The organism is Mycobacterium sp. IDUB_17 (genome assembly GCF_055419465.1).
On record NZ_JBVAXS010000001.1, the window covers coordinates 1,307,129 to 1,326,752 of the forward strand.

Annotated in this window: 19 protein-coding genes; 9 read left to right on the plus strand and 10 right to left on the minus strand. The window is 67.2% G+C overall.

Annotated features, from left to right (window positions below; all coding sequences use genetic code 11):
• Window positions 1-109: 109 nt before the first annotated feature.
• On the minus strand, window positions 110-1,216 hold the full coding sequence (locus ACZYZ7_RS06275) for a glycosyltransferase (protein ID WP_450071630.1): 1,107 nt from the start codon (window positions 1,214-1,216) through the stop codon (window positions 110-112).
• A gap of 87 nt (window positions 1,217-1,303) precedes the next feature.
• Window positions 1,304-2,218: a dienelactone hydrolase family protein gene (locus ACZYZ7_RS06280; RefSeq protein ID WP_450071631.1), complete on the minus strand. Its 915-nt coding sequence runs from the start codon at window positions 2,216-2,218 to the stop codon at window positions 1,304-1,306.
• Window positions 2,219-2,285: 67 nt separating this feature from the next.
• On the opposite strand from ACZYZ7_RS06280, the gene ACZYZ7_RS06285 reads away from it, so the two are divergent.
• The 3 genes from ACZYZ7_RS06285 (at window position 2,286) to ACZYZ7_RS06295 (ending at window position 5,550) form a co-directional block, all read left to right on the plus strand.
• Complete coding sequence (locus ACZYZ7_RS06285) at window positions 2,286-3,212, plus strand: SDR family oxidoreductase (RefSeq protein WP_450071632.1); 927 nt, start codon at window positions 2,286-2,288, stop codon at window positions 3,210-3,212.
• A 99-nt stretch (window positions 3,213-3,311) separates the two neighbouring features.
• Entirely contained in the window at window positions 3,312-5,102 is a 1,791-nt protein-coding gene (locus ACZYZ7_RS06290) for an N-acyl-D-amino-acid deacylase family protein (protein WP_463740485.1), read from the plus strand.
• Window positions 5,092-5,550: a nuclear transport factor 2 family protein gene (locus ACZYZ7_RS06295; RefSeq protein WP_450071634.1), complete on the plus strand. Its 459-nt coding sequence runs from the start codon at window positions 5,092-5,094 to the stop codon at window positions 5,548-5,550. Before ACZYZ7_RS06290 ends, ACZYZ7_RS06295 begins: the two co-directional genes overlap by 11 nt.
• A gap of 9 nt (window positions 5,551-5,559) precedes the next feature.
• Here the strand turns inward: ACZYZ7_RS06295 and ACZYZ7_RS06300 are convergent, their stop codons facing one another.
• The 4 genes from ACZYZ7_RS06300 to bfr all read right to left on the minus strand — a co-directional run bounded on the left by ACZYZ7_RS06300 (window position 5,560) and on the right by bfr (window position 10,162).
• Complete coding sequence (locus ACZYZ7_RS06300; protein WP_463740486.1) at window positions 5,560-6,930, minus strand: type I glutamate--ammonia ligase; 1,371 nt, start codon at window positions 6,928-6,930, stop codon at window positions 5,560-5,562.
• A gap of 29 nt (window positions 6,931-6,959) precedes the next feature.
• Entirely contained in the window at window positions 6,960-7,442 is a 483-nt protein-coding gene (locus ACZYZ7_RS06305; RefSeq protein ID WP_135455003.1) for a carboxymuconolactone decarboxylase family protein, read from the minus strand.
• Between the two features lie 41 nt (window positions 7,443-7,483).
• Window positions 7,484-9,544 (minus strand): DHA2 family efflux MFS transporter permease subunit, encoded by a 2,061-nt coding sequence (locus tag ACZYZ7_RS06310; protein ID WP_463740487.1) that lies wholly within the window; start codon window positions 9,542-9,544, stop codon window positions 7,484-7,486.
• Between the two features lie 138 nt (window positions 9,545-9,682).
• The gene (bfr, locus tag ACZYZ7_RS06315) at window positions 9,683-10,162 is read right to left on the minus strand and encodes a bacterioferritin (RefSeq protein ID WP_135455007.1); all 480 of its coding nucleotides are present in this window, start codon (window positions 10,160-10,162) and stop codon (window positions 9,683-9,685) included.
• 242 nt (window positions 10,163-10,404) lie between these two features.
• On the opposite strand from bfr, the gene ACZYZ7_RS06320 reads away from it, so the two are divergent.
• Together ACZYZ7_RS06320 and ACZYZ7_RS06325 are read left to right on the plus strand one after the other, a co-directional pair.
• On the plus strand, window positions 10,405-11,040 hold the full coding sequence (locus tag ACZYZ7_RS06320; protein ID WP_135455010.1) for a fatty-acid--CoA ligase: 636 nt from the start codon (window positions 10,405-10,407) through the stop codon (window positions 11,038-11,040).
• The gene (locus tag ACZYZ7_RS06325; RefSeq protein ID WP_135455012.1) at window positions 11,040-11,255 is read left to right on the plus strand and encodes a (2Fe-2S)-binding protein; all 216 of its coding nucleotides are present in this window, start codon (window positions 11,040-11,042) and stop codon (window positions 11,253-11,255) included. Before ACZYZ7_RS06320 ends, ACZYZ7_RS06325 begins: the two co-directional genes overlap by 1 nt.
• Here ACZYZ7_RS06325 and ACZYZ7_RS06330 read toward each other — a convergent pair.
• On the minus strand, window positions 11,252-12,007 hold the full coding sequence (locus ACZYZ7_RS06330; protein WP_450071636.1) for an enoyl-CoA hydratase/isomerase family protein: 756 nt from the start codon (window positions 12,005-12,007) through the stop codon (window positions 11,252-11,254). The two genes, ACZYZ7_RS06325 and ACZYZ7_RS06330, sit on opposite strands and share 4 nt — an antisense overlap.
• Before the next feature lie 56 nt (window positions 12,008-12,063).
• Window positions 12,064-12,789 carry an EthD domain-containing protein gene (locus ACZYZ7_RS06335; protein ID WP_463740488.1) on the minus strand — a complete coding sequence of 242 codons (726 nt, stop codon included), beginning with the start codon at window positions 12,787-12,789 and terminating at the stop codon, window positions 12,064-12,066.
• Between the two features lie 86 nt (window positions 12,790-12,875).
• Here ACZYZ7_RS06335 and ACZYZ7_RS06340 point away from each other — a divergent pair, with 86 nt between their 5' ends.
• Window positions 12,876-14,897 (plus strand): FUSC family protein, encoded by a 2,022-nt coding sequence (locus ACZYZ7_RS06340; RefSeq protein WP_463740489.1) that lies wholly within the window; start codon window positions 12,876-12,878, stop codon window positions 14,895-14,897.
• 1 nt (window position 14,898) lies between these two features.
• Here ACZYZ7_RS06340 and ACZYZ7_RS06345 read toward each other — a convergent pair whose 3' ends face one another.
• On the minus strand, window positions 14,899-15,528 hold the full coding sequence (locus tag ACZYZ7_RS06345) for a PaaI family thioesterase (protein ID WP_450071639.1): 630 nt from the start codon (window positions 15,526-15,528) through the stop codon (window positions 14,899-14,901).
• A 109-nt stretch (window positions 15,529-15,637) separates the two neighbouring features.
• Here ACZYZ7_RS06345 and ACZYZ7_RS06350 point away from each other — a divergent pair, with 109 nt between their 5' ends.
• From ACZYZ7_RS06350 to ACZYZ7_RS06360, 3 genes are read left to right on the plus strand one after another with little or no spacing between them, the layout of a single operon-like run.
• Window positions 15,638-17,326 carry a tetratricopeptide repeat protein gene (locus ACZYZ7_RS06350; protein ID WP_463740490.1) on the plus strand — a complete coding sequence of 563 codons (1,689 nt, stop codon included), beginning with the start codon at window positions 15,638-15,640 and terminating at the stop codon, window positions 17,324-17,326.
• A 35-nt stretch (window positions 17,327-17,361) separates the two neighbouring features.
• On the plus strand, window positions 17,362-17,841 hold the full coding sequence (locus ACZYZ7_RS06355; RefSeq protein WP_463740491.1) for a nucleoside deaminase: 480 nt from the start codon (window positions 17,362-17,364) through the stop codon (window positions 17,839-17,841).
• Window positions 17,834-19,141 carry an alpha-amylase family protein gene (locus ACZYZ7_RS06360; protein WP_463740492.1) on the plus strand — a complete coding sequence of 436 codons (1,308 nt, stop codon included), beginning with the start codon at window positions 17,834-17,836 and terminating at the stop codon, window positions 19,139-19,141. Before ACZYZ7_RS06355 ends, ACZYZ7_RS06360 begins: the two co-directional genes overlap by 8 nt.
• On the opposite strand, the gene ACZYZ7_RS06365 is transcribed toward ACZYZ7_RS06360, so the two are convergent.
• Window positions 19,125-19,565, minus strand: coding sequence for a DUF1810 domain-containing protein (locus tag ACZYZ7_RS06365; RefSeq protein WP_450071643.1), 441 nt, complete (start codon window positions 19,563-19,565; stop codon window positions 19,125-19,127). The two genes, ACZYZ7_RS06360 and ACZYZ7_RS06365, sit on opposite strands and share 17 nt — an antisense overlap.
• Window positions 19,566-19,624: the final 59 nt, after the last annotated feature.

The following is a 19,624-nucleotide window of genomic DNA, read 5'->3' on the forward strand; positions in this document are numbered from 1 at the left end:
GCTCGACCGTCCTTCAGGCAGCGTGCGCGTAAACATGACCCGGGGAACATAGGGCCGGGGTGTGCCGGCACAACAGGTCTGGCGTCATCGTGCGCAAAAGTCGGTTTGTCTAGCGCGCCCCCAACACATCGAGCATCCCGGCCGCGGATCGCGGCCAGGTGAACTGCTCGGCCCGCTGACGCGCGCTGCTGCGCCGCAACGGTTCGGGGCGGCCGATCACCGAGGTGACGGCGCGCGCGATGGCGTGCGCGTCGTTGTCGGCAGTGGCCCCGCTGTCGCAGGTGAGGATCTCGGCCAGCGCCGAGGTACGTGACACGACCGCCGGAGTTCCACAGGCCAGCGCTTCCAGCGCGGCCAGGCCGAAGGTCTCGTGCGGTCCCGGTGCGAGCGCGACATCTGCCGAGGCCAGAATCGACGCCACCGTATCGCGGCAGCCGATGTACCCCGTGAAGGCCACCGGCAGCCCACTGGCCTGCCGTTCGAGCCGGGCCCGCAACGGCCCCTCCCCGACCACCACCAGCCGCGCATCCACTCCCGAATCACGCAGGGCGGCAACCGTATCGATGCTCCGGTGGGCGTGTTTTTCCACCGACAACCTGCCACAGTGCACCAGGAGGGTCTGCTGCGGTGCGGCCCAGCGGCTGCGCATCTCGGCGCACCGGCGCCTCGGGTGGAACTGCTCGAGGTCCACCCCGAGCGGCACGGTCGCGACGTTGGCCGCGCCGATCCGGTCGAATTCCTCACGCGCGAAGCCCGTGGTGCACACCACTGTGTCGTAGTTGGCCGCGGTGCGACGGTTGGCGATGTCGGCCACCATGACCGCGGCCGACCGCGGCAGCACCTGACCGACCAACCGGTCCAGGCGTTCGTGGGAGATCATCACGGTGGCCACGCCGTGTTTGCGGCCCCACGGACCCAGCGACCTCAGTGTGAGCCGGTCCGATACCTCGATGGCGTCGGGACCGAGCTGCTGCAACAACGCCGTCACCGGACCGGGCAACACCGCGCGGTAGCCGCCGGTGAACGGGATGAGCCTGGCCGGCAAGGAGATCCGCACGACGCCGCTGGTGAGGGCATGGCGCTGCGGGTGCGCACCCGGGACGATGAGATACACCTCATGCCCCAGTGCGCAATACTCTGCGCCCAGGCGGTCGACCGCGGTCCGTAGGCCTCCCGATCGCGGGCCGTAGAAGTTGGCTACCTGGACAACCCGCATGCCACGATCAGAACCGGGCCGCGTGTGCGGTCAACAACGCAGCTGGAACCGAGACCTGAACAGTCGCTGAACAAGCCCGGGCGAGGCTCAGGCGAGGTGCGTCGCGAACCAGCCCTGGATGCGGCGCCAGGCATCTGCCGCGGCAGCGGGCTGATAGCGATCACCGGTGTCGTTGAAGAACGCATGGTTGGCGTCGGGTTCGGTGATCAACTCGTGCACCATCCCGGCCTTCTCGAGCGCCGCGCGTACCACTGGTTCTGTTGCGTTGACCCGCTGGTCCAAGGCGCCGTAGAAGGCGAGCACCGCGACATTGCGGGAGCCGGCGAAGTCCGGGTCATCGGGGGCCGGACCGTAGAACGGCACTGCGGCGGCCAGCGCGGGAGTGCCCGCCGCCAAGAGCCGCCAGACCAGCCCACCCCCCATGCAGAAGCCCACGGCGGCGACCTTGCGGCCCGGCGCGCGCCGCTGCACCTCCTCGATGCCCGAATTCAGGTTGGCGATGAACTCCGGTGGTTCGATCTTGCTCAACGCGGCAGTGGCGTTGGCCGGGTCGGCGAATGCGGCGGTACCGCCCTGACCTGAGAGCAGGTCGATCGCCAGGGCCGAGTACCCGGCCCCGGCGAACCGCCCGGCCACCGAACGGATGTGGTCGGTGAGCCCCTTGTTCTCGTGGATCACCAGAACGGCGCCCCTGGGTTCCGGCGCGGCGGCCCAGGCACCCTGCAACGCACCGCCGGGGCCGGTCCAAGTCACCGAGCTGGTGGGCAGAGCGCCCTGCAGTCCGGGCGGCTGGGCCGGTGCCGGCGCGGTACTCGGAGCCGCGTCGGGGGTTGCGGTGGTGTTGGCCTGCTTCGCCTCCCCGCAGGCGGCGATCAGCGCGGTCGCCGCGGCGGCGCCGATTCCCAACAGTCCCAGTCGACGCAGCGCCTCCCGGCGCGACAACAACCCGTCGAGGTGATCGGTTGCGATTTCCTCGGCGATGTAGCGCTGGAGTGGAGTCACCTCCGCCAGTATGCGCCGAAATGCCGAACCGCAGCCTTAGAACTGCGCACGGCGGGATACTCATCCGATGGGCTGGACACCGGACCCGGAAGCGCTGCGGGGATACATCGCCGTGGTTGCCGGGGCCACCCGGGGCGCGGGCCGGGGCATCGCCGCGGCGCTGGGCGAGGCCGGTGCGACCGTCGTGTGCACCGGACGCAGCAGCCGATGCGGAAGCCGCGACTCCGACTACGACCGGCCCGAAACCATCGAGGAAACAGCCGAATTGGTCACGGAACTGGGCGGGACCGGCATTGCCGTACAGGTCGACCACCTCGATGTGACCCAGGTGCGCATGCTGGCCGGACGGCTCAAGGCCGACTACGGACACATCGACATCCTGGTCAACGACATCTGGGGCGCCGAGGTGCTCAAGGGACCGCCCGACACCTGGGGCCGGCCGATGTGGCAGCACGATCTCGACGACGGGTTGCGGATGCTCCGGCTGGGACTCGACACCCATCTGATCACGTCGCACTGTGTGCTGCCGCTACTCGCCGACCGACCCGGCGGGATCCTGGTCGAGATCACCGATGGGACAACCGAATTCAACGCCACCAACCCGCGGCTCTCGGTCTTCTACGATCTGGTCAAGACCGCGGTGAACCGACTGGCCTTCAGCCACGGGCACGAGCTCGCCGCGTTCGGGGCCACCGCCGTCTCCGTCACGCCGGGTTGGCTGCGCTCGGAGATGATGCTCGACAACTACGGCGTCACCGAGGCCAATTGGCGGTGCGCCCTCGACCTGGCCCGCACCGACGGCTACCCGGCCGCACCGCCGGGCTTCGCCGAATCCGAGTCGCCGCGGCTCGTCGGTCGCGGGGTCGCCGCGCTGGCCGCCGACCCGCACCGGGCGCGCTGGAACCAGCAGTCCGTCAGCTCGGCCGCCCTGGCCCGCCACTACGGGTTCAGCGACCTCGACGGGCGCGTGCCAGACGTGTGGACCCCGCTATAACCCCAGGTGGACAGGCGTCCCACCCGAGTAGTAGACATTTTTTGAAATCTGTTCACTATTTTCATTGACAGTGGCGTTACCGGCCTGTTCTATGGCTGGGTGAGCTTCGACACGATCATTCGCAACGGCCGGTGGTTCGACGGCACCGGCGCCCCGTCAGCAGTCCGCAACATCGGAATTCGCGACGGGCATGTGGTTGCCATCTCCCCCGAGCTTCTCGACGAGACGGACTGCCCGCAGGTCATCGACGCCGCCGGGAAGTGGGTTCTGCCCGGAATGCTCGACATCCACACCCACTACGACGTCGAGGTGCTCAACGGCCCGTCGCTGTCGGAGTCACTGCGCCACGGCGTGACCACCGCGATGCTCGGTTCCTGCTCGCTGTCGACCGTGCACGTCGGCGGGGTCGACGCCGGCGACCTGTTCGGCCGGGTCGAGGCGATCCCTCGGGACCAGGTGATCGCCGCGGTGGACGACAACAAGACGTGGACCGACTGCGACGGATACGTGACGGCGCTGGAGAGCCTGCCGCTGGGCCCCAACCTGGCCGCCTTCATCGGGCATTCCGATATGCGGACCGCGGTGATGGGACTCGACCGCGCCACCCGTAAGGACGAGCGGCCGACCGCCGCAGAACAGGCCCGGATGGAGCAGATGCTCAAAGAGGCCCTTGACGCCGGCTTCGTCGGGATGTCTTCCCAGCAGCTACTTTTCGACAAGATCGACGGCGACACCTGCCGGTCCCGCACCCTGCCGTCGACGTACGCCAAACCCCGTGAACTGCGCCGGCTCAAGTCGATGCTGCGCCGCACCGGCCGGGTGCTGCAGTCCGGTCCCGACATCCAGAACCCGCTCAACCTGGCCTCTCAGGTGGCCCAGTCACTCGGGCTGTTCCGCAACAACCTGAAGACCAGCCTCCTGTCGGCGGCCGACATCAAGGCCAACCCGTACGCGATCCGGATGATGGGTCCGCTGGCCCGGGTGGCCAACGCACTCGGCGGCAACTTCCGGTGGCAGCACCTGCCGGTGCCGTTCGAGGTGTACGCGGACGGTATCGACCTGGTAGTGTTCGAGGAATTCGGTTCCGGCGCGGCGGCGCTGCACCTGCGCGATGAGGTCGAGCGCAATGAACTGCTGCGCGACGAGGAATACCGTCGCAAGTTCCGCAAGGACTACGACAACAAATTCGGGGTGCGGGTCTGGCACCGGGACTTCTTCGATGCCGAAATCGTCGCCTGCCCTGATGAATCCGTGGTCGGCAAGTCGTTCGGCCAGGTCGGTCAGGAGCGCGGCGAGCTACACCCCGTCGACACCTTCCTGGATCTGGTGCTCGAGCACGGCACCGCGCTGCGGTGGCGCACCACGATCTCCAACCACCGGCCCGAGGTGCTCAAGAAGCTGGCCCGCGATCCCGGTATTCAGCTCGGGTTCTCCGACGCCGGTGCGCACCTGCGGAATATGGCCTTCTACAACATGGGATTGCGGCTGCTGCGACATGTCCGCGACGCCGAGCGGGCGGGCACGCCGTTCATGTCGATCGAGCAGGCCGTGCACCGGCTCACCGGTGAGCTCGCCGACTGGTACCGGATCGACGCCGGCCACCTGCGCGTCGGCGACCGCGCCGACGTGGTGGTCATCGATCCGGAGCGTCTCGACGACTCCCTCGATGCCTACGCCGAGGAGACCGTCGACCACTATGGCGGGCTGTCCCGCATGGTGAACCGCAACGACGACACCGTGACCGCGGTGTTGGTCGGCGGACAAACGGTCTTCGCCGGCGGTCAGCTGACCGACCTGGTCGGCAAGCAGCGCACCGGCCAGTTCCTGCGGGCCGCACACCAGACCCAGTCGATCTCCGCCAAAGACAGTGAGCTGACCAGTGTCCGTTGAAGACGTATCAATTGAAGAAACTGTCCACGGAATGTGGAAAGCGCTGTCGGATCGCGACTGGGAAACGCTAAAGACGTACCTGTCCGACGACTGCATCTACCTCGACATGCCGGTGGGTCCCGCCGCTGCTGCCAAGGGCCCCGAGGACATCGTCAAGCGCCTCAAGATCGGTCTCGAACCGCTGGCATCCTACGAGAACTTCCCGGGCCTGCTCGTGGAGAACGGTCGTGATGCCATGTACGAGCATCATGAGGAATGGCATTGGGCCAGCGGCGAATCCGCCGTGCTGAAGTTCGTCACGGTGCACCGGATCGAGAACGGCAAGGTCACGCTGTGGAAGGACTACTGGGACATGAGCGCCCTGGCCAACCACGCCCCGCCGGACTGGCTGGAGAACTTCGCCACCGCCGACATGTCGTGGGTGTTCGACGCCACCGGGCTGGTCTGACGCAGAGGCTCACAAACTCCAAGCCATCCGGAACCGCTCGGTGAGTTGCTCGGCGTCCAGGTCGCCGAAGTGCTCCTGTTCGTAGTCGCGCACCGCGAGTACCGCGTCCACCGCCGGGTCGCCGAGGATTCCGCGGATCAGCGTCGAGGAACGCAGCGCGGCGAGGTTGTCGGCCTGCCGGTTCGGCAGGAGCACAATCCCGTCGTCGGCGCGCTGGGCGTCGGTCAGCGAGTCCGGGTCGACCCGCACCTCGGGTCCCAGCGCCAGCCTTCGCCTGATTCCGTGCTCGGCCAGCCCGAGGATGGTCGCGGTCGCCAGGTAGGGGTTGGCCGAGGGGTCGATGACCTTGACCTCGACGTTGGCGCCATACGGGTTACTGGGGCCGCCGATCAGGAAACGTACGGCGGCTTCCCGATTTTCGGTGCCCCAGCAGTTATAGGCGCCCGCCCAGTAGCCCGGCTGGATGCGCAGCCCGGACAGCACCGATCCGCACAGCACACCCTGCGCGGCGGGCAACCCGGCGAGCAGCCCGGCCAGCGCGGACTCGCCCTCCGGCGTCATTCCTTGCGTCCCGGTCCCGCCGGAGAACAACGGCACACCCGCCAGGTTCAGCGAAAGATGTTGGTGAGCACCAGAACCCACGCCAGTGGCAAATGGCAACGGGGAAAGGCTCACCCGCAGCCCGTAGCGCCGGGCGACCCGGGCCACGATGATCCGCATCAGTACCAGCTGGTCGGCGGCGGCCACCGGCGGCAGCGGCGCCAGCGAGATCTCGAACTGGTTGCACCCGTACTCGGGATGGAATTGCTCGATCCCCACTCCGGAGCCGTTGGCCGCATCGGTGACATCGCGGACGAATCCCTCGAACTCGAGCACCCCGGCCAACCCGTACTGCGCCCACAGCACCGACGGTAGCCGGGCCCCGTCAGGCCCGACGAGTACGAACTCCACCTCATGGCCGACGAGTGCGGTCAGGTCGGCGGCTTCCAGCCGGTCCTGCACGCGCTGCAGCACGCCACGGCTGCAGTACGGATCTCCAGAACCGTCCTGGTTGTAGAAAGCCGCTGGGGCCCAGGCCAATCCGTCGCCGAGAATCCGTAGCGCGCCGAGGTCGATGCGGATCCGCTGATCCCCCACCACCCCGATGGCCTCGCTCATCGCGATACCGGTCTGGTCGATGGTGAACGCGTGAAACACCGGGCTGGCACCCAGACCGGGATCGGAGAAGATCCCCATCCGGCGCAGCGGAACGGTTTTCGCGTGGGTCAACCCGGCCGGGCTGACCACCGTGCCGATCAGCGTCGCGACGCCGTCGGATTCCAGCTGCGCGATAGCTGCCGCAGCCAGGGGTTTCGCCGGTCGTGATGATCCAGCCGTCACAACCTCATTGTGCGCCGAGGCGCGGTGCGCTACAGCGTGATCTTGCAGGTTTGGCCGATGTCGAGCGTCCGCAACATCCGGCCCATACCCAGCCACATCGCACACGACAACGCCAGGTCGGTGAGCAGTTCGGCATCGAACTGCTCAGCGGCGCGGTCCCAGAAGTCCTCGTCGTCCCGCAGTCCGGTGTGATCGCTCGCGAAGCGCTCGGCGAACTCGGCGGCGATCCGCTCCTGCGCGCTGTAACCCGGCCAGGTCCGCCACTCGGCGGCGTGATCGTAGAGATCCTCGTCCACTCCCGCCGCGGCCCCGTCGGAGTCCCGGGTGTTCTGGCACACCACGCATTCGTTGTCGAGGGCGATCACCATCCGGGCCAGCTCGCGTACTCGCAACGGCAACCGCCCCTTGGTGTACACCGCGTTGGTGTAGTTGGCCATGGCGGTGCCGATCTCGGGAGACCTGAGGATCCAGCCGGCCACGTCGTCGTCGGGAAATTCTCCGATACGGCTCATGGCCGAATCGTACGCAAGACTCGGCAATTCTGGAACAAGTTCTAGTTTTTCGGTCCCGAGCTATTCAGCTCGGTGGCCCGGTCCTCGTCACCCCAGTCCCGTTGCACCACGATCCGGTGGGCGATGCGCTCGAGCGCGGCCTCCACCTGGGCCCGGTCCGGGCGGCCTTCGAAGGACGGGGATTCGCCCAGCTTGTCGACGATTCGCCCTACCAGCGCCGCGGACACGCCGTCGACCTGCCGTACCCCACTCTGGGTCAGCCACAGGCTGCCCCCGGTGCGCAACACGTAACCGTCCCGCACCAGCCGGTTGAAGGTCGGCTCGAGCACTTCGAACGGCACAGCGAGCCGGTCCGCGATCTCGGTCAGGCGGGCTGTACCGAAAATCTGGCTGTGCCGGTAAATCTTGAGCAGCGCCCACAACCCGGCCACGTCCAGCTCGCACCCCGGCCCGCCGGCCACGTTTCGCAGCCGGATCTCCGGTGAACTGCGCATCAGCCGGCTGACCACGTTTTCCAGCACCTGGTCGGCAGATTCGGAACTCGGCATGCCGAAGCCCTCGCCGAGATCGGCCGCCAGCGTGGCCTCCGCCTCGAGCAAGGGCACCTCTTTGAGGAACAGCGCCACGATCAGGCCGACCAGTGCCACCGGCGCGGCACACAGGAACACCAGGTCCAGCGCGTCGGCGTAGGCGTTCACGATCGGGGCCGCGACCTCGGGCGGCAGCTCGTGCAAGGCCTTGGGCGACGCACCCGCGACGGGCGGGGCGCCGCTGGCCGCGAGCGCCCCCGGCAGCCGGTCCGACAGGAATCCGACGAACAGCGAGCCGAAAATGGCGGCACCGAAGGAACTCCCGATGGTCCGGAAGAACGTCACCCCGGACGTCGCGACGCCCAGATCCGAGAAATCGGACGTGTTCTGCACGATGAGGACGAGCACCTGCATGCACATGCCGATACCGGCGCCCAGGATCAACAGGTACAGCGATTGCAGCGGGATCGGTGTCGCGGCATTCATCCGCGACAGCAGCACGAAGCCGACGAGCATGATCGCCGTACCGGCGATCGGATAGATCTTGTAGCGACCCGTGCGGCCCACCAGGCTGCCGCTGACGGTCGAGGTGATCAGCAGCCCGATCACCATCGGCATCGTCCGCAGTCCGGATTCCGACGGTGACACACCGTCCACGAACTGCATGAATGTCGGCATGAAGGTCAGTGCACCGAGCATCGCGAAGCCGACCACCAGCGACAGCACGCAGCACATGGTGAAGACCGGGTTCCGGAACAGGCGCATCGGCAGAATCGGTTCGGCTGCCTTGGTTTCCGCCCGCACGAACATCGCCAGGGCCAGGATCGACCCGACCACGAGTCCGACGATCGTCGGTGACGTCCAAGCCAACTCGCCGCCGAGGCTGGTGGCCAGGGTGAGGCCGGACGCCCCGATTCCGACCCAGACGATTCCGGCGTAATCGATCACCGGACGTGCCGGCCGGGACGTCAGTGCCGGGATGGTGGCGGCCGCGACCACGAGCACAACCAGGCCGACCGGGATGCTGAGCCAGAACGCCCACCGCCAGCCGAGGTGATCGGTGACGAAGCCGCCCAGCAGCGGGCCCGCCACGGTCGTGACACCGAACACCGCCCCGAGCGCACCCTGATACCGCCCACGGTCGCGCAGCGGGATGACTTCGGCGATCAGGGCCGAGGAGGTCACCATGATCGCGCCGCCGCCGATCCCCTGCAGTGCCCGCGCCGCCACCAGCATGGCCATCGAACCGGACAGACCGCTCAGGACCGATCCGATGAGGAAGCACAGGACCGCGGCCTGGTACACCACCTTGCGGCCGAAGATGTCGCCGACCTTCCCGACCACGGCGGTGACGACGGTGGAGGCGAGCAGGTAGCTCGTCACGACCCACGCCTGATGGCCCGCACCGCCGAGATCCGCCACCACGGTCGGCAGGGCGGTGGCGACGATGGTCTGGTTCAGCGACGCCAGCAGCATGCCGAGCAGAACGGCGACGAACACGAGGTTGCGCCTGCGCACACTCAGCAGCGCTGCGCCGGAGGTCTGCTCGGCGGTGGTTGATGGGCTCGACATGTCTTCCTTTCACCAGCCTGCCAGTTCAACCATGACTATCGTTAGACAAGCTATGAAAGTTACAGCACGAACAAAACCGCCCTGGGTCACCGGCTACCCAGGGCGGCTTCGATCGAAATGGGTGGCGCTTACCAGGGCTTAATGGGGCGGCCGGGAGACGCACTGCGCGGCATAGAGAGCGTCGCCCAGCTTCTCCATCAGCTCCAACTGGGTTTCCAGATAGTCGATGTGACCTTCCTCGTCCGCCAGGATGGTTTCCAGGATGTTCGCCGAGGTTGCGTCCTGCTTTTCCCGGCACATGATGATCCCGGGCTTCAGCCGGGCGACCACCTCGTACTCGATCGCCAGGTCCGCCTCGAACTGTTCACGAAGCGTCTGGCCGACGCGCAGCGAAAACAGCCGCTGATAGTTGGGCAGACCGTCCAGGATCAGGATTCGGTCGGTGATGGTCTCCGCGTGCCGCATCTCTTCGAAGGACTCGGAGCGGGTGTGCTCCGCCAATTCGGTAAATCCCCAATTGTCCTGCATTTTCGAATGGAGGAAATACTGATTAATTGCCGTGAGTTCGCTTGTCAATTGCTCATTGAGCAATTTCAGAACATCCGGATCGCCTTGCATCGTGACTCCTAAGCACCTTGAGGGCTGGTCAAGTGTTGCCGCATGCCGTGCACATCCAATCTAGTGCAGAAAGCACTGTGGCATGCAATGGTTGGCGGCTAATTCGGCGTGTCCGTGCGGCATTGTCCGACCCTCGCGGCGACCCGGAGCGAGGCGTGGCCACGAAGAGTGGACTGGCTGTCCTAACTAAGGTTAGACTGCACTAATCTGTTGGTGTGCTTCGAAAGAAAGGCCGGTAACGAATGAGTGAGTACGATTTACACTCGCTCATTCTTTCGTGCGATTTCCGCGTCGACGACGTCGAACAAATGTGGAAATGGATGAAGAAACACCGTTCCGGTCTATTGTCGATCGGCGCCCATCATGTCGTGCTCTACAAATCAATTTGGGAACCCGGCCGGGTATTGGTGACGATCGGCATACGGCACGCCCGGTCCATCCGCGACGTGTTGCGTTCACCAGCGATTTTCGAGTGGTTCGATATTTCCGGCGTCGAAGATATTCCGCCGATATTCGGCGGCGAGGTGGTCGAGAAAATCGACCTGACCGAGCCGTCCCCCGAGGGTCACGTGGCCGGGGTGATCGTGGGTGCGGTGGCCACCGTCGACGACGTCCCCACCCTGATGCGCAAAGTGCACGACGGTCTCGACCGCTTCGAGCAGGGCGGCATCCGCAAGATCTGGGTCTACCAGGCGCTCGACGACGGCCAGGAAGTGATGATCCTGCAGGAGGTCTCCGACGAGATCGCCGCCCGGCAGTGGATCGATCACCCCGACGCGGCCGCCGAGTGGATGACCACGGCCGGTTTCGGTGCGTACCCGAGCCTGTTCGTGGGCAAGTTGGCCTACATCATGAACGTCGACGAGCAGGACGACTGATGTTCGTCTGCCTCTGTACCGGCGCGACCAGTCAGGTCGTCAACGAGATCGTGGAATCCGGGGCCACCACATCGAAAGAGGTGGCCGAAGCCTGTGGCGCCGGGGCCGACTGCGGACGGTGCCGGCGCACGATCCGCGCCATCATCGCCGCCCATCAGGCGGCCGACGGGCGTCCCTCGGAGTTCAACGGCTGCCCGTCACGCGTCACCCGCTAGCGCTTGCGATCGGCGAACTGAGCCAGCGCATCGACGTTGGCCGCCGCGCCGACCAGTTCACCGAACAACGCCTTCTCCCGTTCCACGGCCGCCGAGATCTGGTCCCGGATGGGCGCCACCATGGCCTGCTTGACGGCGATCAGGCTCGAAATCGGCTTGGCCGCCAGGGTTTCGGCATACCGGCGGGCATCGGCCAGGAGGTCATCGGGCTCGCAGACCTTCCAGACCAGGCCCATCTCCCGGGCCTCGGCGGCTCCCACCCACTCCGAGGACATCAGCAGCCAGGCGGCGTTCTGCCTACCCAGCAGCCGTGGCATCAGATACGACGAGGCCGCCTCAGGCGCCACCCCCAGGCTGGTGAACGGACACTTCAACCGGGCCGAGGACGACATGAACGCCAGGTCGGCGAACCCGAGGATGGTGGCGCCGATACCCACGCCGACCCCATTTACCGCACAGATCAAGGGCTTCGGGAAATCGGCGAGCACCTCGAGCATCCCGTAGAACCCGTGCTCACCCGGGGTGGATTCCGGGTTACTGATGCGGGTCTGCATCTCGACGAGGTCGTTGCCCGCGCTGAAAGCCCGGCCGGCGCCGGTCAGCAGCACCACGGCCACATCGGGGTCCTCGGCCGCGGCGCGCAGGGCAACCGTCGTCTCGTCATAGAGCGCCTCATTGAACGCATTGAGCGCGTCGGGACGGTTGAGGGTCAGCGTGCGAACCCGGTTGTTGTCCTCGATCAGCAGGATCATGTCTCACTCCTCGCGTACGCGCCGTGGCCGCTGCAGCCTAACTAGAACACGTTCCACTAATGCCGGCCGGGTGCGGGCAACCCGCCGCCGAAGGGGCTGACGTAGACGTAACGACTGGTCGGCACCGTGTCGATATTGCTGCTGGCGCCGAAGGCGTCGGTGCTGGCCACCATGCGGCGCATGCGATCGCCCAGATCGTCGTCGTCGGCAGCGCCGAAGAACGCATGCAGATCCGACACCGCCTCCTGGCGGAACAACTCCTCCACGATGCCGTCGATCGCCGGGGCATCGTCCGTCAGCGCACGGACCACGGTGTTCTGGGTGTAACCGAACGTGTCCTGGGTTTCGATGGCCACCGAGGTGTGGTCGATGTGCCAGCGGTGCAGCCAGGTGGCGCGGTCCAGGTCCGAAGGCCGGCGCAGCAGCGCGATATTGGCCAGGCCATCGGTCCGCTCCCCCACCCCGGTCGCCGGCGGAGGCATCGGAACCGATTCGGTGACCAGATACGCCGCCAGCGAATCACATTCAGCAGCAAGCACTTCCAAAGCCCGGACGGCCTGTTCGCCGTAGTACTGCTGGACCCACAGGCTGACCACCGCGACCACCGGTGGGTCCAACGTCGTCAACGTCATCAACGACTCCCGCACCGCATCGTCACGGACATTGACCGTCAGGCCCGGTAGCCCGAGCGCCAGCAGCTCGTCGGCGACGCTGGTGCGCAGCCGCTCACACCACCGCTGATCCGATTGTGCGGCGCGCAGCAGGACGATGACTTTCTCCACGGTCTCCAGAACCTACCGGCGTACCGATCCGCGCCACGCGTGGGTGGTTGCCACACGGGCGGCCCGTGCCGAGTGAGAATGGTGGGGTGCACACGGGTGGACAGGCAGCCGACGCGCTCCGGCTGAACACCCCCGACGCCGGTGCGGTGGCCCGAAGCCTGATCGGCGTCCTGGCAGTGACCGCTGTCGCCCTGACGTGGGGTACCGGCGCGACCGCGATGTGGACGCTGGGCGGCGGTGTGATCGCCGGTGCGATCGCGTTGCAGCGCAGTCCCGGCGGCCGGGTCCCACTCGTTGTCACCGGCTCTGTCGAACTGGCCATCGCGGTGCTGCTGGGCACCCTCGCCGGCGGGCACAACCCGGCGTTCATCGCGGTCGTGGCGCTGTGGTGCTTCGCCGCGGGCATGCAATGGTCGCTCGGAGCCAACTCCGGCCTGGTCGCCTCGGCGGCCAGCGCACTGCTCGTGCTGGCACCACCGGTCGCACCGACACTGGGCCAGTCCCTGCTGGCACCCACCCTGGTGGTGGCCGCCGGCGTGGTGCAGGCGGCGCTCATCGCCGTCTGGCCGCCACGACGCTGGCGGGCCCAGCGCGAGGGACTCACCCGCGCCTACCGGTCATTGGCCACCGATTCCCGCAACGTCGCGGCGAACAGCGCCGCCGACGTCGACGACGCGCCACTCACGTGGCTGCGTGAGGTGTTCGCCAACAGCCAGGTGAGCCAGAGGCCGCGGGCCTACCACGGCGGATACCGGCTGCCGGAACGCCTCGCCGGCACCCTCGCCTCGCTGCACGCCACCGCAGAACGTGACGACAAGGCCGATGACGAATCAGCGGCGGACACCGGGCTGCCGCAACTGCTGACGGCCGCGGCGGTGCTGCTCGACGCGATCGCCGATCACGGGCACACCGCACGACGGGACGCCGAGCATGCCCTGGTGCGCGTCCAGACTGCCGCGGCCGCCGTGACGGGTCCCGAAGCGGCGCTGGCACAACGGTTCTGTGAACAGCTGCGCGAGGCCGCGGTCCTGCGGTTCGGCCAGTTGCACCGGCCCGACCTGATCGGCTCACTGGCCTCGGCCCCCACCGTGGTGCGCTCCCACCTGACCTGGACCTCCCCGATCCTGCGCCACGCCATCCGACTGTCGGTGACGACGGCACTGGCGGTAGCCGCCGCCCGGTATGGCGGCCTCGAGCACGCCTACTGGATGCCGTTGACCGTCGTGGTGGTACTCCGGCCGGAGACGGCACACACCTACACCCGGTGCGCCGGTCGCATCGCCGGCCTCTGCGTCGGCATCATCGTCGCCTCGATCCTCACCTTCGTCTGGCAACCCGGCCCGATCGGCTCAGCGGTATGCGCGCTGTTGTTCGTCGGACTGGCCTACGGCGTCGCACAGTTCGGTTACCTCGCCGTCGGCGCGGCGGTGGGCGCGATCGTCATGTTCGCCATCGGAGTGAGCGCATCGGAGCCCTGGTCAGGCAATGCCGACAGGCTGTTCGCGGTGATGATCGGCGGCGCGCTGGCCGTGATGGCCCACGTGGCACTACCCGACCACGCCATGATCCGGTTGCGCCAGCGGGCCGGGGAACTGCTGATGACCGAGATCGACTACGCCGCGCTGGTGATCAAGGCCTTCGTGCATGAGATCGACCACCCGGCCGAGATTCTGTCGGCGGCCTGGCAGCGGGCGTTCCGTGCGCGGGCGGCGTTCGAGGCCGCGTGGGGCGCGACCAGTCTGGACCCGCCGATCCTCCGGCGGTGGCTGCGGTCCTATCGCGCCGCGCTGAACTCGGTGACCAGTGCCTGCACCACGCTGGAGGGCAGCCTGCCGACGCATCCGTCGTCGGCACTGCACGGCGAATTCGTCGCCGCGGTGGACGATTACGTGGAGGCGCTGCGCGGAGCCCCGCCGAGCCCCGCCGTGCCGTGGAGCCTGGATACCGCCGAACTGTCGACCGCACTACGCCGCGTGCACAACGTGGCCTCGACACTGTCCGCAGACAACGGCGCCGCCCGCATCCTGATCGGCGAGTTGACCACGATCACCCGCAGCCTCGAGGACATCGCGATCGATCACGTCGAGCCTTCCGGCGGCTCGCGCTAGCTCACCCGCGCGCCCATTTCGGCAGGATGAAAACCCCCTCAGCCTCGGCAGTGATCCCCTCGGCATCTGAAACATGGCCGGAGGCAAAGGCTTTGATCCCATCCGTGCGCGTGATCCGCCCCTCGGCGTGAAGGTCGCCCAACGGGGTGGCCCGCAGATAGCGGATGGTCAGGGTACCGGTGAACCGCGGGCGATCCGAGTCACTGGCAGCCACCTCCCCCAATACGTGATCGAGCACCATCGCCACCATGCCGCCGTGGACATGGCCGGGCGGTCCTTCGTAGGCGGCACCGAGGTGGAAGTCGGTGTGGACACCGCCGTCTGCTTCTTTCACCATCACCAGTGGCGGCGCGATCGGGTTGCGGATGCCGATCGCCGGGTTGCCCCACGGCATCCGGTCCCCGTCCGAAGTGAACTGGACGCCGAACGGCCCGTCGATCTGCTTGGCCCGCAACCGCGCGGTCGCGTCCTCGATCTGCGCCTGCACGGCCGCGACCTCGTCGGCGTCGACCTGCGAACGGATGCTCGCGTCGATCAGCGCCCGAACCGAATCGGCCAGCGGCGCCCACACCGACCGCAGACGCTGCACATCCGCAGAACTGAGCCCCTCGACATGGGTGTATCCCGGCATTGGTGAACTAGAACATGTGCGGCGCGCCGGTGTCGAGCCAGCTCGAATTCGGCTCAGCGGTTCCTTCAACGCTACGCACCCGCATCCCTGCTGAACTAACGTCAGCACCGTGACGGATCCCGCCCAGACCGAACCGTATTACCGGCTCGGGAGCTACCACCGGCCGACGGACACGCCCTCACCGCCGGCACAGGTCTGGTTCGACCGCGGCATGGTCTGGTCATATGCCTTCAACCACGAGGAGGCCATCCGCTGCTTCGAGCGTGCATTGCAGCTCGACCCGGATTTCGCCCTGGCCCGCTGGGGCATCGCCTACGCTGTCGGCCCCAACTACAACAAGGCCTGGGACGCGTTCGACCCGACCGACCTGAGCACATCGCTGACCAGGGCTCGCGCCGAACTCGAACACGCCGCCACGGGCCGCGTCTCGGCGCTGGAACGCGACCTGATCGCCGCTCTACACAAGCGATTTCCGACCGCCGACCCCGATGACGCCGAGACGCTGACGGCCGGGCACGCCGACTACGCGGACGCGATGACGGCCCTGGCCGCCGCCCACCCCGAGGACATCGACGTGCAGACGCTGGCCGCCGATGCCCTGCTCAACGTGACCGCGTGGGCGTTGTGGGACGGTCGCACCGGTGACCCCGCCCCGGGATCCCGTGTGGTGGAGGCGAAACGGATCCTCGACGCGGCACTGGCCACCGCTGCCGGACGGCAGCACCCGGGGGTGTTGCACCTGTACATCCACGCGATGGAGATGTCGACGACGCCGCAGGCGGCGCTGCCCGCTGCCGATCTGTTGCGCGGGCTGGTGCCCGACGCCGGCCACCTGCAGCACATGGCCAGCCACATCGATGTGTTGTGTGGCGATTACCACAACTCGGTGACTGCCAATCTCGCTGCGGTACAAGCGGACAGAGAATTCGTCGCCCGCGAGGGTCCCCTCAACTTCTATTCGCTCTACCGGGCGCACGACCTGCATTTCGTGGTGTACTCAGCCATGTTCGAGGGCAGTTCGCAGATCGCCCTGGACGCGGCCGAGGAACTGGCGGCACAGCTCACCCCTGAGGTGCTGTCGGTCTCCTCACCACCGATGGCAGATTGGCTCGAGGCCTTCGCTCCCTTGCGGGTGCACGTGTTGGTGCGGTTCGGCCGCTGGGACGAACTGATCGCCGAACCGCTGCCCGCAGATTCCGAGCTCTACTGCACCACCACCGCGACGATCCACTACGGCCGCGGCGTCGCCTACGCGGCCACCGGACGGGTGGAGCAGGCCCGTGCCGAGCGGGAGAAGTTCCTCGCGGCGTACCGCCGGATCCCCGACACGCGCTACCTGTTCAACAACACCAGCCGGGACATCCTGGCGATCGCCGAGCAGATGCTCAACGGTGAAATCGCCTACCGGGAAGGCGATTACGATACGGCCTTCACGTACCTGCGCCGGGCCATCGAACTCGACGACGCCCTGCCCTACGACGAACCCTGGGGCTGGATGCAGCCGACCCGGCATGCCTACGGCGCCCTGCTGCTCGAACAGGGACGTGTCGAGGAAGCCGCTCGCGTCTACGCCGCCGACCTGGGCCTTGACCCCACACTTAGCCGGTCCAGCCATCATCCGAACAACGTCTGGAGTCTGCACGGCTACCACGAGTGTCTTCGCCGGCTGGGCCGCGGCGCAGAGGCCGTCATCATCGGCCGGCAGCTGGAGTTGGCCCAGGCGCGCGCCGACGTCACGGTGCAGGCCTCCTGCGCGTGCCGCCTCGAGGTGGCGAATCCGTGTTGCGGCGGCGACTGAACGTTCGCGTTTCGGCCCGGGCGTAAACTCGCCCCGTGGCCATCAGCGAGAACGACCTCGGTCAGCTGCGCAAATGTGTCGAGTTGGCCCGCGAAGCACTCGACAGCGGTGACGAACCTTTCGGATCGATACTGGTCGACCACACCGGGACGACGTTGTTCACCGACCGCAACAGGGTCAAGGACGGGGACGCCACCCAGCATCCCGAATTCGCCATCGCCCGCTGGGCCGTCGAACATCTGAGCCCCGAGGACCGGGCCCGCGCCACGGTATACACCTCAGGCGAGCACTGCCCGATGTGCTCTGCCGCGCACGCCTGGGTCGGCCTCGGCCGGATTGTCTACGCCACCTCCTCGGCGCAGCTGAGTGGCTGGCTGTCCGACTGGGGCGCGCCTGCCGGTCCGGTGGCACCGCTGCCGATCACCACCGTGGCACCGGGCATCGAGGTGGACGGCCCGGCGCGGGAGCTGGCCGAGACCATGAAGGATCTGTACGCGGCGAAGTTCCGTGCCTGAGCCCGCCTGGATCGCGCACGCCATCTGGTGGCAGATCTATCCACTGGGTTTCGTCGGTGCGTTTCCGGCCGACCAGCCACCGTCCACCGACGAGCACCGGTTGCGCCGGATCGTCGATTGGCTCGATCACGCCGTGCAGCTCGGCGCCTCCGGCATCGCGCTCGGCCCGATCTTCGCGTCACGAACCCACGGTTACGACACCACCGACCACTTCCGCATCGACCCGCGCCTGGGTGACGACGACGACTTCGATCACCTGGTTGCCGAGGCCCGACAGCGCGGACTCCGCGTCTTGCTCGACGGCGTGTTCAACCACGTGGGCACCGACTTCCCCGCGTACCGGCAAGCGCTCGACGGCGGGCCGGATCACCCCGCCGCGAACTGGTTTCGGCACGGCGGCAACGCATCCCAGTTCGACACATTCGAAGGGCACGGGGAGCTGATCGCGCTCAATCACGACGAGCCCGCGGTGGTGGACTACACCGCCACGGTGCTACGGCACTGGTTGAGCCGCGGCGCCGACGGTTGGCGCCTGGATGCCGCGTATGCGGTGCCCGACCGGTTCTGGGCGCAGGTGTTGCCGTCGGTGCGTCGGGAGTTCCCCGATGCCTGGTTCGTCGGCGAGGTGATCCACGGCGATTACTCCGCGACCGTCCGCGCCGCCACCTTCGACTCGGTGACCCAGTACGAGCTGTGGAAGGCCATCTGGAGCAGCCTCAACGACGGCAACTTCCACGAACTGGACTGGGCGCTGAAGCGGCACAACGACTTCCTCGACACCTTCGTGCCGCTGACCTTCGTGGGCAACCATGACGTGACCCGGATCGCCAGCCAGTTGGAGAACTCCGCGCACCTCGAACACGCCCTGGTGCTGTTGCTCACCACCGGTGGGACACCGAGCATCTACTCCGGCGACGAGTCGGCCTACCGGGGCGTCAAGGAGGAACGTCGCGGCGGCGACGATGCCGTTCGGCCGGAATTCTCCACTCCCCCAGATGATTCCGATGCGCTCCGGCTGCATCAATATCTGATCGGGCTGCGCCGTCGGCACCCGTGGCTGCACACCGCCACGACGTCGCCGTTGCTGCTGACCAACACGCACTATGTCTACCGAACCAGTGCAGGTGCCGAGTCCCTGATCGTGGCGCTCAACATCGGTGACGCGCCACTGCGGCTGTCGCTGCCCGATCTCGCGGCAGCATCCGGCCGGGTGATCGCGGGGTCGGGTGCACCGCCGCACGAGGACATCAGCCACACGGAGGTTCCTCCACACGGATGGCTGATCATCCAGCCGCACTGAGCATTTCGAGAGTCATCTGATCCTCGAGCCCGTCATAGAACTTGTCCAGCACGGCCTGGAAGTCGACTCGCTCGGCCGGGTCCGCGGCGGCCTCGGCGAACAACGTCATGCTGGAGCGCACCTTCAGCCAGTCCGGCCAACCGAAGATCTGCTCGGCGGAGCGCCCGTCGATCTGCGCAACCAACCGGGCGCATTCCCGCAGCCTCGGCCCCAGCGTCGGGTGCGCCAGGTAGGCACGAGCCTCCTGGGCTGAGGCGATGCCGTAGTGGGCCGCGGTCGGGCTACGGCCGAGCCCCCGCAACTGCGGGAAGATGAACCAGATCCAATGGCTGCGCTTACGGCCGTCCCGCAACTCGCCGCAAACTTCGGCGTAGACGCCGGCCTGGGCATCGACGAACCTCTGCAAGTCGAATGGGTCGCTCATACCTCAAGTTTGTCGCGCAACCTCACGCAATACATCGCGACAAGCTAATCTTCGGGATT

Excerpts from the sequence above, each read along its gene's own strand:
- ACZYZ7_RS06330 (WP_450071636.1), bottom strand. The coding sequence starts at position 12,007 with ATGATCCTGCTGATCGAGGACAACAACCGGGTTCGCACGCTGACCCTC.
- ACZYZ7_RS06305 (WP_135455003.1), bottom strand. The coding sequence starts at position 7,442 with ATGAGCCGTATCGGAGAATTTCCCGACGACGACGTGGCCGGCTGGATC.
- ACZYZ7_RS06325 (WP_135455012.1), top strand. The coding sequence starts at position 11,040 with ATGTTCGTCTGCCTCTGTACCGGCGCGACCAGTCAGGTCGTCAACGAG.
- ACZYZ7_RS06285 (WP_450071632.1), top strand. The coding sequence starts at position 2,286 with ATGGGCTGGACACCGGACCCGGAAGCGCTGCGGGGATACATCGCCGTG.
- bfr (WP_135455007.1), bottom strand. The coding sequence starts at position 10,162 with ATGCAAGGCGATCCGGATGTTCTGAAATTGCTCAATGAGCAATTGACA.
- ACZYZ7_RS06275 (WP_450071630.1), bottom strand. The coding sequence starts at position 1,216 with ATGCGGGTTGTCCAGGTAGCCAACTTCTACGGCCCGCGATCGGGAGGC.
- ACZYZ7_RS06310 (WP_463740487.1), bottom strand. The coding sequence starts at position 9,544 with ATGTCGAGCCCATCAACCACCGCCGAGCAGACCTCCGGCGCAGCGCTG.
- ACZYZ7_RS06365 (WP_450071643.1), bottom strand. The coding sequence starts at position 19,565 with ATGAGCGACCCATTCGACTTGCAGAGGTTCGTCGATGCCCAGGCCGGC.
- ACZYZ7_RS06345 (WP_450071639.1), bottom strand. The coding sequence starts at position 15,528 with ATGCCGGGATACACCCATGTCGAGGGGCTCAGTTCTGCGGATGTGCAG.
- ACZYZ7_RS06320 (WP_135455010.1), top strand. The coding sequence starts at position 10,405 with ATGAGTGAGTACGATTTACACTCGCTCATTCTTTCGTGCGATTTCCGC.